The sequence below is a fragment of the Streptomyces sp. NBRC 110028 genome, from assembly GCF_001417735.1.
Lineage (GTDB): Bacteria > Actinomycetota > Actinomycetes > Streptomycetales > Streptomycetaceae > Streptomyces.
Window position 1 is genome coordinate 148,219 of the sequence record NZ_BBUZ01000031.1, and the last position, 13,128, is coordinate 161,346.

General features: G+C 70.7%; 12 protein-coding genes. 5 read left to right on the top strand and 7 right to left on the bottom strand.

The features are described from left to right. Positions 1-3: 3 nt before the first annotated feature. The 4 genes from ASC60_RS23845 to ASC60_RS23860 all read right to left on the bottom strand — a co-directional run bounded on the left by ASC60_RS23845 (position 4) and on the right by ASC60_RS23860 (position 3,810). The gene (locus ASC60_RS23845) at positions 4-327 is read right to left on the bottom strand and encodes a non-heme iron oxygenase ferredoxin subunit (RefSeq protein WP_055554242.1); all 324 of its coding nucleotides are present in this window, start codon (positions 325-327) and stop codon (positions 4-6) included. Further along, complete coding sequence (gene sufD, locus ASC60_RS23850) at positions 324-1,496, bottom strand: Fe-S cluster assembly protein SufD (RefSeq protein ID WP_055554244.1); 1,173 nt, start codon at positions 1,494-1,496, stop codon at positions 324-326. Before sufD ends, ASC60_RS23845 begins: the two co-directional genes overlap by 4 nt. Positions 1,497-1,576: 80 nt before the next feature. Then, positions 1,577-2,998 carry a Fe-S cluster assembly protein SufB gene (gene sufB, locus ASC60_RS23855; RefSeq protein ID WP_055554246.1) on the bottom strand — a complete coding sequence of 474 codons (1,422 nt, stop codon included), beginning with the start codon at positions 2,996-2,998 and terminating at the stop codon, positions 1,577-1,579. Further along, a complete protein-coding gene (locus ASC60_RS23860; RefSeq protein WP_055554248.1) occupies positions 2,995-3,810 on the bottom strand; it encodes a metalloregulator ArsR/SmtB family transcription factor in 816 nt (271 codons plus the stop codon). Before ASC60_RS23860 ends, sufB begins: the two co-directional genes overlap by 4 nt. 206 nt (positions 3,811-4,016) lie before the next feature. Here ASC60_RS23860 and ASC60_RS23865 point away from each other — a divergent pair, with 206 nt between their 5' ends. From ASC60_RS23865 to ASC60_RS23875, 3 genes are all read left to right on the top strand, one after another. Then, a complete protein-coding gene (locus ASC60_RS23865) occupies positions 4,017-4,943 on the top strand; it encodes an ABC transporter ATP-binding protein (RefSeq protein ID WP_055554250.1) in 927 nt (308 codons plus the stop codon). Continuing rightward, a complete protein-coding gene (locus ASC60_RS23870; RefSeq protein WP_055554252.1) occupies positions 4,940-5,722 on the top strand; it encodes an ABC transporter permease in 783 nt (260 codons plus the stop codon). The genes ASC60_RS23865 and ASC60_RS23870 overlap by 4 nt, the downstream gene beginning before the upstream one ends. 103 nt (positions 5,723-5,825) lie before the next feature. Further along, entirely contained in the window at positions 5,826-6,854 is a 1,029-nt protein-coding gene (locus ASC60_RS23875) for a heme A synthase (protein WP_055554254.1), read from the top strand. On the opposite strand, the gene ASC60_RS23880 is transcribed toward ASC60_RS23875, so the two are convergent. The 3 genes from ASC60_RS23880 to ASC60_RS23890 form a co-directional block, all read right to left on the bottom strand. Continuing rightward, complete coding sequence (locus ASC60_RS23880) at positions 6,791-7,960, bottom strand: amidohydrolase (RefSeq protein ID WP_234357099.1); 1,170 nt, start codon at positions 7,958-7,960, stop codon at positions 6,791-6,793. The genes ASC60_RS23875 and ASC60_RS23880 overlap by 64 nt on opposite strands. 214 nt (positions 7,961-8,174) lie before the next feature. Next, positions 8,175-8,519 (bottom strand): hypothetical protein, encoded by a 345-nt coding sequence (locus ASC60_RS23885; RefSeq protein WP_055554256.1) that lies wholly within the window; start codon positions 8,517-8,519, stop codon positions 8,175-8,177. A gap of 24 nt (positions 8,520-8,543) precedes the next feature. Continuing rightward, positions 8,544-9,509, bottom strand: a complete 966-nt coding sequence (locus tag ASC60_RS23890; protein WP_079038572.1) for a heme o synthase — start codon at positions 9,507-9,509, stop codon at positions 8,544-8,546. Positions 9,510-9,882: 373 nt separating this feature from the next. On the opposite strand from ASC60_RS23890, the gene tkt reads away from it, so the two are divergent. Together tkt and tal are read left to right on the top strand one after the other, a co-directional pair. Beyond that, positions 9,883-11,961 carry a transketolase gene (gene tkt / locus ASC60_RS23895; RefSeq protein WP_055554257.1) on the top strand — a complete coding sequence of 693 codons (2,079 nt, stop codon included), beginning with the start codon at positions 9,883-9,885 and terminating at the stop codon, positions 11,959-11,961. Between the two features lie 47 nt (positions 11,962-12,008). After that, a complete protein-coding gene (gene tal / locus ASC60_RS23900) occupies positions 12,009-13,127 on the top strand; it encodes a transaldolase (protein WP_055554259.1) in 1,119 nt (372 codons plus the stop codon). The last annotated feature ends 1 nt before the right edge of the window (position 13,128 follow it).

The following is a 13,128-nucleotide window of genomic DNA, read 5'->3' on the forward strand; positions in this document are numbered from 1 at the left end:
GCCTCAGGACTCCTGGGTGACGGAGACGAGCACGTCGTCCCCTTCGATCTTTACGGGGTATACGGGGACGGGGCGCGTCGCGGGGAGGCCGGACGGCTTGCCGGTGCGCAGGTCGAAGCTGGAGCCGTGCAGCCAGCACTCGATCTGGCAGTCCTCCACCTCGCCCTCGGAGAGCGAGACGTTCGCGTGCGAGCAGATGTCACTGACCGCGAACACCTCGCCCTCGGTGCGCACCAGCGCGACCGGCACGCCGTCGAGCTCGACGCGCTTGGGAGCGTCCTCTTCGAGTTCGGTCAGCGCGCACGCGCGCACATAGGTCGCGGTCATCCTACGGACGCCTCCAGCTCGGCCTCGATCTTGGCGATCAGACGCTCCTCCAGCTCGGGCAGCCCGATCTGCTGGACCAGCTCGGCGAAGAAGCCGCGGACGACGAGGCGGCGCGCCTCCTCGGCCGGGATGCCCCGGGCCATCAGGTAGAACAGCTGCTCGTCCTCGAAGCGGCCGGTCGCGCTCGCGTGACCGGCGCCGACGATCTCGCCGGTCTCGATCTCCAGGTTCGGCACCGAGTCGACGCGGGCGCCGTCGGTGAGGACCAGGTTCCGGTTCAGCTCGTAGGTGTCCGTGCCCTCGGCCGCGGCGCGGATCAGCACATCGCCGATCCAGACCGCGTGCGCGTCCTTGCCCTGCAGCGCGCCCTTGTAGGCCACGTTGCTGCGGCAGTGCGGGGTGTCGTGGTCGATGAAGAGCCGGTGCTCCTGGTGCTGGCCGTTGTCGGTGAAGTACAGGCCGTACAGCTCGGCCTCACCGCCCGGCGCGCCGTAGACGACGCGCGGGTGCAGCCGGACCAGGTCGCCGCCGAAGGTGACGACCACGGACTTGAAGGTGGCGTCCCGGCCGACCAGCGCGGTGTGCTGACCGACGTGGACGGCCGTGTCGTCCCAGTCCTGGACGGAGACGACGGTGAGCTTGGCGCCGTCGCCGATCAGGTACTCGACGTTGGCGGCGACCGTGGCGTCGCCGGTGTGGTCGATGACGACGACGGCCTCGGCGAAGGCGCCGACCTCGATCACCTGGTGGCCGAAGGCGGTGCCGCCCTCGCCGTGCACGGCGATCCGCACCGGCTGGTCGAGCACCGTCTCCTTGGGCACGGAGACGACCGACGCCTTCTCGAAGGAGCTGTACGCCTGGGCCGCCACCCGGTCCACCGGCTTGCCGGCCCTGCCCAGGCGCGCGTCGTCACGGCCCACGGTCTCGACGGTGACGCCCTCGGGGGCGGACACCTCGACCTTGACGCCGCCATCGGCGACGGCGGTGCCGTCGTGGAGGCCGCGCAGCCGCTCCAGCGGCGTGAACCGCCAGTCCTCCTCGCGCCCGTGGGGCACGGGGAAGTCGGCCACGTCGTACGACGCGGGGGCGCTCACGCGCGCGTCGATGGGCTGCTTCCCCACCTGGATGACGCCGTCCGTGGTGGATCCGGCCGGAATGGTTTCAGCCATGGCTGTCGTACTGCTCGCTTTCTGCCTTCTGGGGCTTACACGGGGGTGCCCCGACGGCGGGGCGGGAAGGACGGTTGGCGTCAGCCGACCGAACCCTCCATCTGCAGCTCGATCAGCCGGTTGAGCTCCAGCGCGTACTCCATGGGCAGCTCGCGCGCGATCGGCTCGACGAAGCCGCGCACGATCATCGCCATGGCCTCGTCCTCGGACAGACCGCGGCTCATGAGGTAGAAGAGCTGGTCATCGCTGACCTTCGAGACGGTCGCCTCGTGGCCCATGGACACGTCGTCCTCGCGGACGTCCACGTAGGGGTAGGTGTCCGAGCGCGAGACGGTGTCGACCAGCAGGGCGTCGCACAGCACGTTGGACTTGGAGCCCTCGGCGCCCTCGCCGATCTCGATCAGACCGCGGTAGGAGGTGCGGCCACCGCCCCGGGCCACCGACTTGGAGACGATGTTCGAGGAGGTGCGGGGCGCCATGTGCACCATCTTGGCGCCGGCGTCCTGGTGCTGGCCCTCGCCCGCGAAGGCGATGGACAGCGTCTCGCCCTTGGCGTGCTCGCCCATCAGGTAGACGGCCGGGTACTTCATGGTCACCTTGGAGCCGAGGTTGCCGTCGACCCACTCCATGGTCGCGCCCTCGTACGCCACGGCGCGCTTGGTGACCAGGTTGTACACATTGTTCGACCAGTTCTGGATGGTCGTGTAACGGCAGCGGGCGCCCTTCTTGACGATGATCTCGACGACCGCGGAGTGCAGCGAGTCCGACTTGTAGATCGGCGCGGTGCAGCCCTCGACGTAGTGGACGTAGGCGTCCTCGTCGACGATGATCAGCGTCCGCTCGAACTGGCCCATGTTCTCGGTGTTGATCCGGAAGTACGCCTGGAGCGGGATGTCCACGTGGACGCCCTTGGGCACGTAGATGAAGGAGCCGCCGGACCACACGGCCGTGTTCAGCGAGGCGAACTTGTTGTCGCCCGCCGGGATCACCGTGCCGAAGTACTCCTTGAACAGCTCCGGGTGCTCCCTGAGCGCGGTGTCGGTGTCCAGGAACAGGACGCCCTGCTCCTCCAGGTCCTCACGGATCTGGTGGTAGACCACCTCGGACTCGTACTGAGCCGCGACACCCGCGACGAGGCGCTGCTTCTCGGCCTCCGGGATGCCCAGCTTGTCGTACGTGTTCTTGATGTCCTCGGGCAGGTCCTCCCAGGAGGCGGCCTGCTTCTCGGTGGAGCGGACGAAGTACTTGATGTTGTCGAAGTCGATACCCGACAGGTCCGAGCCCCAGGTGGGCATGGGCTTCTTGCCGAAGAGCTTCAGCCCCTTGAGACGGAGCTTGAGCATCCACTCCGGCTCGGACTTCTTCGCCGAGATGTCGCGTACAACCTCCTCGGAGAGGCCGCGCTTGGCCGAGGCGCCGGCCACGTCGGAGTCGGCCCAGCCGTACTCGTAGTTGCCCAGACCCTCGAGCTCGGGGTGAGCGGTCTCCGTGGGGAGAGTCATTCGGGGTTCCTCCCGGCCGTGCTGGCAGATGCTGTGGTGGTCTTGGTGGTGCGGTGGTCGGTCTTCTCGACCGCGAAGTCGGTCTGTCCGGTCTTCGGAATGAACGTCGTGCACACCCCGTCGCCGTGGGCGATGGTGGCCAGACGCTGGACATGGGTCCCGAGCAGCTGGGAGAAGACCTCGGTCTCCGCCTCACACAGCTGCGGATATCGCTCGGCTGCGTGGGCGACCGGGCAGTGGTGCTGGCAGAGCTGTTCGCCGACGGGCGCGCTGCGCGCCGTAGCAGCGTACCCGTCCGCGGACAGCGCGCCCGCCAGGGCTTCGGTACGCCGCCCGGGGGCGGCCGCCTCGACGGCGCCGCGGTACGCCTCGGCCTGGGCGGCGAGCCTGGCGCGGGCGAACGCCGCGACGGCGGCCCGGCCCGCCTCGCCGCCGCCCGCGCTCTGCTCGATCCAGCGCAGGGCGTCGACGGCGAGATCGTCATAGGCCTGGTCGAAGGCGTCACGGCCGCAGTCCGTCAGCGCGAACACCTTGGCCGGGCGGCCGCGCCGACGCGCCCCGTACACCCTCTTCTCACGGGGCTCGACGACGCCGTCGGCGACGAGGGTGTCGAGGTGGCGCCGCACGGCCGCCTGGGTCAGCTCCAGCCGCAGGGCCAGCTCGGCGGCCGTGGACGGTCCGTGGTCGAGGATGGAGCGGGCGACCCGGTTCCGGGTGCCGTGCTGCTCCTCGGGAGCGGTCGCGGCGGGCACACCGGATCGCGCGGCCGCCTCGGCCGCGCTTCCCTCGGGAGCCTCGCTCGCGTATTTCACAACGCCATTGTTGCGTAATTCCGCCGCAAGGTACAACCGGAAGCGGAGACGGCTTCCGGTGGAGTGTGTCACTTAGGCGTACCTAAGTGTGACCTGCGGCGATGCCGCTTCCGTGCCCGCCGGAGGGGATCTCACGGGAGCCGCGCGGGGATCGCGTTCCGGCCCTGCCGCCCACGGCGCGCCCCGGCGTTCGTAGACTGCCGGACATGCGAGAAGAGCCCGCGGTCGACGTCGTCGGCCTGGTCAAACGGTACGGCTCGAAGACCGCCGTCGACGGGCTCGACCTGTCCGTCGGCCGTGGCACCGTGAGCGCCGTCCTCGGCCCCAACGGCGCAGGCAAGACCACCACCGTCGAGACGTGCGAGGGATATCGCCGCCCCGACGCCGGGACGGTGCGCATATTCGGCCTCGACCCGGTCGCCGACGCGGCGGCGCTGCGGCCGCGGGTGGGCGTCATGCTCCAGTCCGGAGGGGTTTATTCCGGGGCGCGCGCAGAAGAGATGCTGCGCCACACCGCCTCCCTCCACGCCCATCCCCTGGACGTGCCCGCCCTCATCGACCGGCTGGGCCTCGGCTCCTGCGGCCGGACGACCTACCGGCGGCTCTCCGGCGGCCAGCAGCAGCGGCTCGCGCTCGCCATGGCCGTCGTCGGACGCCCCGAACTGGTCTTCCTCGACGAGCCCACCGCCGGACTCGACCCGCAGGCCCGCCGCGCCACCTGGGACCTGGTCCGCGATCTGCGCCGCGACGGCGTGACCGTCGTGCTGACCACGCACTACATGGACGAGGCCGAACAGCTCGCCGACCATGTCGCGATCATCGACGGCGGCAAGGTCATCGCCCAGGGCACCCCCGAGGAGCTGTGCCGCGGCGGCGCCGAGAACACCCTGCGCTTCAGCGGCCGCCCCGCGCTCGACCTGGCCTCGCTGCTCAAGGCGCTGCCCGCCGACAGCAGCGCCGCCGAGCTGACCCCCGGCGGCTACCGGGTCACCGGCAAGGTCAACCCGCAGATGCTGGCCACCGTCACCTCCTGGTGCGCGCAGAACGGCGTGATGCCGGACCGCATCTCGGTCGAGCGGCACACCCTGGAGGACGTCTTCCTGGAGCTGACCGGTAAGGAGCTGCGCGCGTGACCGCCACAGGCACTTATCTCCCCCGGCCGGGGGCGGCACCGCTGCTCCGGATGATCCGCGCGCAGGCCGCGCTGGAGACCCGGATGCTGCTGCGCAACGGCGAACAGCTGCTGCTGACCGTCGTCATCCCCTCCCTCGTCCTGGTGCTCTTCAGCAGCGTGAACATCGTTGACACGGGCGCCACCGGCGCCGCCGGGAACACCGTCGACTTCCTCACGCCGGGCGTGCTGGCGCTCGCCGTCCTGTCCACGGCCTTCACCGGGCAGGCCATCGCGACCGGTTTCGAGCGGCGCTACGGCGTCCTCAAGCGGCTCGCCGTCTCCCCGCTGCCCCGGTGGGCGCTGATGACCGCCAAGACCTGCGCGGTGCTGGTCACCGAGGTCCTGCAGATCGCGCTGCTGACCGCGATCGCCTTCGCGCTGGACTGGTCGCCGCACGGCGACCCGCTCGCCGTGGTGCTGCTGCTGGTCCTCGGCACCGCCGCGTTCTCCGGGCTCGGGCTGCTGATGGCGGGCACCCTCAGGGCCGAGGCGACCCTCGCCGCGGCCAACCTGGTCTTCCTGCTGCTGCTCGTGGGCGGCGGGGTGATCGTCTCGCTGGACAAGTTCCCGGGCGGGGCCCGCGCCGTCCTGGAGCTGCTGCCGATCTCGGCGCTCTCCGGCGGGCTGCGGGACGTCCTCCAGGACGGGTCCGGAGTGCCCTGGCGGGACCTCGGCATCCTGGCCGTGTGGGCCGTGCTGGGGCTCGGGGCGGCGGCGCGGTTCTTCCGCTGGGAGTGAGGGCTGGGAGCGGGGGCTGGGAGTGAGAGCCCTCCCGGGCCGCTTCCGCCGGTAACCGGGACCCTCGTGAAAAGCTGCACAAGCTCCGTCCTACGATGGCTCCGTGCCGAATTCGCTGAATCCGTTCGAGCTGATCGCCCGGCGCTGGCAGCCCTCCGCGCGCTTCGTGGAGCGCGCCGCGCTCGCCACCGTGGTGATGGCCGTGGTCATCGTCGTCACCGGGGGCGCGGTGCGGCTGACCGAGTCCGGGCTGGGGTGTGACACCTGGCCCCGGTGCACCTCCGGGAGCCTCACGCCCACCGCCGACATGGGCATCCACGGCGCCATCGAGTTCGGCAACCGGATGCTGACGTACGTGCTGTGCGCGTTCACCGGTCTGCTGATCATCGCCGCCCGGGCCCGTCAGCCGTGGCGCCGCTCCCTCACCCGGCTGGGCTGGGCCCAGTTCTGGCTGATCATGAGCAACGCCATCATCGGCGGCATCATCGTCCTCACCGGCCTGAACCCGTACATCGTCAGCTCGCACTTCCTGCTGGCCACCGCGCTCCTCACGGTCGGGATGGTCGTCTGGCAGCGCTCCCGCGAGGGCGACGGCGCCCCGCGCGACCTGGTGGCCCGTCCGGTGCGCCAGCTGACCTGGCTGCTGGTCGGCGCGACCCTGACGCTGATCCTGATCGGCACCGTGGTCACCGGTTCCGGTCCGCACGCCGGTGACGCCCGTGAGGTGCACCGGATCCCGCTGAACTGGCAGGAGATCACCCAGCTGCACGTGGACTTCGTCTACATCGTGCTGGGCCTCACCGCCGCCCTGTGGTTCACGCTGCGCGCCGTGAAGGCCCCGGAGCCCCAGCGCCGTGCGGTGCGCGACCTGCTGGCCGTGCTGCTCCTCCAGGGCGTGATCGGGTACGTCCAGTACTTCACGGGCCTGCCCGAGGTGGTCGTCGGCATCCACATGTTCGGCTCCTGCCTGGTGTGGATCGCGGTCCTGCGGGTGCTGTTCTCCCAGCGCGAGCGCCCCGCGCTCGCCGTCGCCGCGGACCCCGGCCCGGCCGGCGACCATGAGGCGGTTCAGCCGGACAGCGCCCCGGCGGACCCGGCCCCGGAGCCCGAGCCCGCCGCGTCCAGCCGGTAGACCCGGCGCGCGGTCCCGGCCGCGACCAGCCCGGCGATCCGCCGGGCCTCCGCCCCCGTACAGATCCCGTCGGCGACCCACTCGGCCGCCAGCCGGCCCATCGCCTGGCCGAACAGCCGGACGGCGGTCACATACAGCTCGGGAAGCGCTCGGGCGCCGGTGGAGAACAGCAGCTTGCCGAACGGCGCCTCGGCCAGCGTCTCCGCCGGGCGCGGTCCCGCGTCCGCGTAGACGTGCGGGAACACCGCGGCGAGCCGGGCCGCCCGGCGGTGATGCGGCCGGTCGGGCAGCAGCACCAGATCGGTGCCGAACCCGGCGGTGGCGCGCAGGAAACCGACGAGCGGCCGGGGATCGGCGCAGTGCAGCTGCACCGGCAGCCCGGTCGCCACCGCGCTCCACATCAGATGCTGGGCGAGCACCGGGTCGGGCGCCCGGTCGCGCACCGGGCGTACGGACAGCCGCCGGGCCGCCGCGCGCCGCACCTCGCGCGGGTCGGGCGGGGTCTCGTCACAGAAGGTGATGCCCAGCGCGAAGGCGGTGGCGTGCTGGGATGCGGAGTACAGGGCCTCGGCGGTGTTGCCGATGAACGCGTCGACCGTCCCCGAGGTGTCCGCGACCTGTTCGGCCAGCGGTTCGAGCCGTACGACCTCGTGCACCCGGCCGTCGGCCGCCGCCGCCAGCTCGGCGGGCGAGGTCAGGTCGCTCGGGGCGCCCGACTCCAGCAGGAACGTGCCGATGCCCGCGCCGCGCAGCAACAGCCGGGCGGCGCGGTATGCGCCCAGCTCGCGGCGGCGGGCGAGGTAGCGCACCGGCGTGCAGTGCGGCTCCATGCCCAGCAGCGGCGGGCACCAGCGGCGTACGGCGAGCCCGGTGAAGCTGTCGAAGTACGTGGTCCCCACCGGCGCCGGGCCCGATCCGGCGGCGGCGGCCAGATGCGTCTCGAACGAGCCGAGGCCCAGCTCGCCGTGGACGATGCCGTGGCCGTGCTGGTCGACCAGCGGCGGCAGCGCCACGCCCGGCCCATCCCGGGGCACCGGGCCGGGCGCGGGCCCCGCGGCGTGTCCGCAGGGTCCCAGGGTGTCCGGGGAACCCGTCGCCTCGTCCATCGCCGCCGCCTCCTCGCCCTCCGGCATCGCAGGGCTTAACGCCCGGATGCCGCACGAGGTGTCGCCGGTCGGCGTCCGGCGGACCGGCCGTATGCGGGCGCGGCCCCATTGTGCCGGTCCGGGGCCCGGACTTCGCGGGGTTCGGGCTGTGCGGGGTTCGGCCGTCGCGGGGCCGGCTCTGCGGCTCAGGCGTCGCGGTGGAAGGCTTTACGGCTCACGCGTCGGGGGTGTTGCGCGGGCCGCCCATCTGGATGCCGGCCATCCGCTTCCATTCGTACGGACCCGTGCGGACCTTCGCCGCGAGATCGCCGTCGAAGTCGTCCTGGAGGGTGAGCCCGGCGATCTCGACGGCGCGGCGGGCCGTGTCCTGGCTGGGGGCGACGAGGGTGCCCCATTCGCCGTTGGCGCCCACCAGGGCGATCCGGACGGTGCCGCGGCCGATGTGGGCGAGCTGGCCCTCGGCGCTGCCGCCGTGGCTCTTGGCGAAGGCCGTGATCTGGTGGGCGAGCCGCTGGGCCCGCTTCTCGTCCTTCGGGGACGCCTGCGTGGTATCTGCCATACCCCCGATGCTACCCGCCGGTAATTACCGCAGGAAGGGGTCCACGGCGACGGCGACGAACAGCAGCGAGACATAGGTGATGGACCAGTGGAACAGCCGCATCTCCTTGAGCTTCGCGCCGGTGATCTCCGCCCGGGCGCGCGCCTGGAGCCCGTGCGCCTCCTTGAGCCAGAACGCGCCCAGCACGGTCGCCACCACCGGGTAGAACCAGCCGGTGTAGCCGAGCGGCCACAGCAGCAGCGAGACGCCGACCATGGCCCAGCTGTAGAGGACGATCTGCCGGGCGACCGCCTTGTTGCCCGCGATGACGGGCAGCATCGGCACGCTCGCCCGCTCGTAGTCGTCCTTGACCTTCATGGACAGCGGCCAGTAGTGCGGCGGCGTCCAGAAGAAGATGACCAGGAAGAGGATCACCGCGGCCCAGGACACCTCATTGGTGACCGACGACCAGCCGATGAGCACCGGCATGCAGCCCGCGATGCCGCCCCACACGATGTTCTGCGAGGTACGCCGCTTGAGCCACATCGTGTAGACGAGGACGTAGAAGGCCAGCGCGCCGAGGGCCAGCATCGAGGACAGCGGGTTGACGAAAACCCAGAACCAGGCGGTGGAGGTGACGGCGAGCGAGAAGGCGAAGACCAGGCACTCGCGCGGCGAGACCATGCCGGTGACCAGAGGACGCTGCGAGGTGCGGTCCATCATCGCGTCGATGTCGCGGTCGTAATACATATTGAACGCGGCGGCGCCACCGGCGGACAGATAGCCGCCGACGCAGGTCGCGAGGACCAGCCACAGGTCCGGGACGCCCCGGGCGGCCAGGAACATGACCGGCACCGTGGTCATCAGCAGCAGTTCGATGACGCGCGGCTTGGTCAGCATCACGAACGCCTTGACCCGGGCCCCGGCCGGCCGGTGGCCCGGAAGCCGCTGACCGAGGCTCGATTCGCTCGTTTCGAGCACCCCCGCAGGACGGGATTCGACGGCCGTCACGCACACCCCTGGTGGAAGCAAGAACCAGCAAGCACCGGAGATGAAGCCCCGGTAAAGACTTGCGCGTACCACGCCACTCTAGACGTAGCGGATACGCCGCCCGCCCCCGGGGTCCGGTCGTGTTGGCACCCCCCGAAAGACCAGCGCGGACGGTCCGCATAACCCTCCGATGACCATGGGAACACCGCCGGAACACCGCTTTGCGTGAGCCCCGTGAGGGAACTGGCAGGGAATGCCGGAACCTTGGGATTCGTTCCCCAGGACGTTGAGTGGAACTCGAAAAGATGACCGTTCTTACAGGGGTAGGCTCGACAACGCCGGTGTGCATACGGTCACCGGACAGCGACATTGTGGAGAGGAGCCCTGACTCAGGGTGAGCACGAAGCCGACTACCACAGACCTCGAATGGACCGATCTGGACCAGCGGGCCGTTGACACCGCCCGCGTCCTGGCCATGGACTCCGTACAGAAGGTCGGTAACGGCCACCCTGGCACGGCCATGAGTCTCGCGCCCGCCGCCTACCTTCTGTTCCAGAAGCTGATGCGGCACGACCCCTCCGACGCGGGCTGGGCGGGCCGCGACCGGTTCGTCCTCTCCCCCGGGCACACCAGCCTGACCCTCTACGTCCAGCTCTACCTGGCGGGCTTCGGCCTGGAGCTGGAGGACCTCAAGTCGTTCCGCACCTGGGGCAGCCTCACCCCGGGCCACCCGGAGTACGGCCACACCACCGGTGTGGAGACCACCACCGGGCCGCTCGGCCAGGGCATCGCGAACGCGGTAGGCATGGCGATGGCCGCCCGCTACGAGCGCGGCCTGTTCGACCCCGAGGCGCCCGAGGGCGCCTCTCCGTTCGACCACACCATCTGGGCGATCGTCTCCGACGGCGACCTGGAGGAGGGCATCTCCGCCGAGGCGTCCTCGCTGGCCGGCCACCAGAAGCTGGGCAACATCGTCGCCCTCTACGACGACAACCACATCTCCATCGAGGGCGACACCGCCACCGCGCTGTCCGAGGACGTGCTGAAGCGGTACGAGGCGTACGGCTGGCACGTCCAGCGCATCGAGCAGGCGGCCAGCGGCGACTTCGACATCGAGCAGCTGTACGCGGCGCTCAAGGCGGCGCAGGCCGAGACCGAGCGCCCCTCGATCATCGCCGCCCGCACGATCATCGCCTGGCCCGCGCCGAACGCGCAGAACACCGAGGCATCCCACGGCTCCGCGCTCGGCGCCGACGAGGTCGCCGCCACCAAGCGGGTCCTGGGCTTCGACCCCGAGCAGCACTTCCAGGTCGACACCGAGGTCATCAACCACACCCGCGGCCTGGTCGACCGCGCCCGCGAGGCGCACGCCGCCTGGGACAAGAAGCTCCAGGAGTGGCGCAACAACAACCCCGAGCGCGCCGCCCAGTTCGACCGCGTCACCGCCGGTGAGCTGCCGGACGGCTGGGAGAGCGCGCTGCCGGTCTTCGAGGCGGGCAAGGACGTCGCCACCCGCAAGGCGTCCGGTCAGGTGCTCAAGGCGCTCGGCGGAGTGATCCCGGAGCTGTGGGGCGGCTCGGCCGACCTCGCGGGCTCCAACAACACCACCATCGACGCGTCCTCGTCCTTCCTCCCGAAGGGCAACCCGCTGCCGGAGGCCGACCCGTACGGGCGAACGATCCACTTCGGCATCCGTGAGCACGCCATGGGCTCGACCATGAACGGCATCGCGCTGCACGGCAACACCCGTGTCTACGGCGGCACGTTCCTCGTCTTCTCCGACTACATGCGCCCGGCCGTGCGGCTGGCCGCGCTGATGAAGCTGCCGGTCACCTACGTGTGGACGCACGACTCCATCGGTCTCGGCGAGGACGGCCCCACCCACCAGCCGGTCGAGCACCTGTCCGCGCTGCGCGCCATCCCGGGCCTGAACATCGTGCGCCCGGCCGACGCCAACGAGACCGCCATCGCCTGGCGCGAGATCACCCGCCGTCACCACGACAAGCCGGCCCCGCACGGCCTCGCGCTCACGCGGCAGAACGTGCCGACGTACCAGGCCAACGAGGACGCCGCCAAGGGCGGTTACGTCCTGTTCGAGGCCGAGGGCGGCCAGCCGCGGGTGATCCTGATCGGCACCGGCTCCGAGGTCCAGCTCGCCGTCGAGGCGCGTGAGCAGTTGCAGGCCGCCGGTGTGCCCACCCGTGTCGTCTCGATGCCCTCGATCGAGTGGTTCGAAGAGCAGGACAAGGGGTACCGCGACAGCGTGCTGCCGCCGTCCGTGAAGGCGCGCGTGGCCGTGGAAGCCGGTATCGGCCTCACGTGGTACCGCTACGTCGGCGAGGCCGGCCGCATCGTCTCGCTGGAGCACTTCGGCGCCTCCGCCGACTACAAGGTGCTCTACCGGGAGTTCGGCCTGACCGCCGACGCCGTGGCCAGCGCCGCCCGCGAGTCCCTGGACGCCGCCGGGCAGTGACGCCCGCATCCGACTTGAACAGCGACGAGCAACAGGAGACACACCCCATGACAGACGCACTCAAGCGGCTGGCCGACGAAGGCGTCGCGATCTGGCTCGACGACCTCTCCCGGAAGCGGATCACCTCCGGCAATCTCGCCGAACTGATCGACCAGCAGCATGTCGTCGGCGTCACCACCAACCCGTCGATCTTCCAGAAGGCGATCTCCGGCGGCGACGGTTACGAGCAGCAGCTCACCGATCTCGCGGCCCGCAAGGTCACCGTCGAGGAAGCCGTCCGGATGATCACCACCGCGGACGTCCGGGACGCCGCCGACATCCTGCGCCCGGTCCACGACGCGACCGGCGGCCAGGACGGCCGGGTCTCCATCGAGGTCGACCCGCGGCTGGCCCACAACACGAGGGCCACCATCGCCGAGGCCAAGCAGCTCGCCTGGCTGGTGGACCGCCCGAACACCTTCATCAAGATCCCGGCCACCCAGGCGGGCCTTCCGGCGATCACCGAGGTGATCGGCCTGGGCATCAGCGTCAACGTCACGCTGATCTTCTCCCTGGAGCGCTACCGCGCGGTCATGGACGCCTACCTGACCGGTCTGGAGAAGGCCAAGGCGGCCGGTCTCGACATCTCCAAGATCCACTCGGTGGCGTCCTTCTTCGTGTCCCGGGTGGACACCGAGATCGACAAGCGCATCGACAAGCAGGGCACCGACGAGGCCAAGGCGCTGCGCGGCAAGGCCGCCATCGCCAACGCCCGGCTGGCCTTCCAGGCGTACGAGGAGGTCTTCGGCTCCGACCGCTGGGCCGCCCTGGACCGCGCATCCGCCAACAAGCAGCGTCCGCTGTGGGCCTCGACCGGCGTCAAGGACCCGGCCTACAAGGACACCCAGTACGTCGACGAGCTGGTTGCCCCGGGCACCGTCAACACGATGCCGGAAGCCACCCTCGAGGCGGTCGCCGACCACGGCGAGATCAAGGGCAACACCGTGGCCGGTGGCTACGAGCAGGCCAAGGCCGACATCGAGGCCCTGGCCTCCATCGGCATCTCGTACGACGAGGTCGTGCAGCTTCTGGAGGACGAGGGCGTCGAGAAGTTCGAGACGTCCTGGAACGACCTGCTGAAGTCCACTGAGGCGGAGCTGAACCGCCTCGCACCGTCGGAGGCGTGAA

Coding starts and splice junctions, on each gene's coding strand:
- sufB (WP_055554246.1), bottom strand. CDS start 2,998: ATGACTCTCCCCACGGAGACCGCTCACCCCGAGCTCGAGGGTCTGGGC.
- ASC60_RS23880 (WP_234357099.1), bottom strand. CDS start 7,960: ATGGACGAGGCGACGGGTTCCCCGGACACCCTGGGACCCTGCGGACAC.
- sufD (WP_055554244.1), bottom strand. CDS start 1,496: ATGGCTGAAACCATTCCGGCCGGATCCACCACGGACGGCGTCATCCAG.
- tal (WP_055554259.1), top strand. CDS start 12,009: ATGACAGACGCACTCAAGCGGCTGGCCGACGAAGGCGTCGCGATCTGG.
- ASC60_RS23885 (WP_055554256.1), bottom strand. CDS start 8,519: ATGGCAGATACCACGCAGGCGTCCCCGAAGGACGAGAAGCGGGCCCAG.
- ASC60_RS23845 (WP_055554242.1), bottom strand. CDS start 327: ATGACCGCGACCTATGTGCGCGCGTGCGCGCTGACCGAACTCGAAGAG.
- ASC60_RS23865 (WP_055554250.1), top strand. CDS start 4,017: ATGCGAGAAGAGCCCGCGGTCGACGTCGTCGGCCTGGTCAAACGGTAC.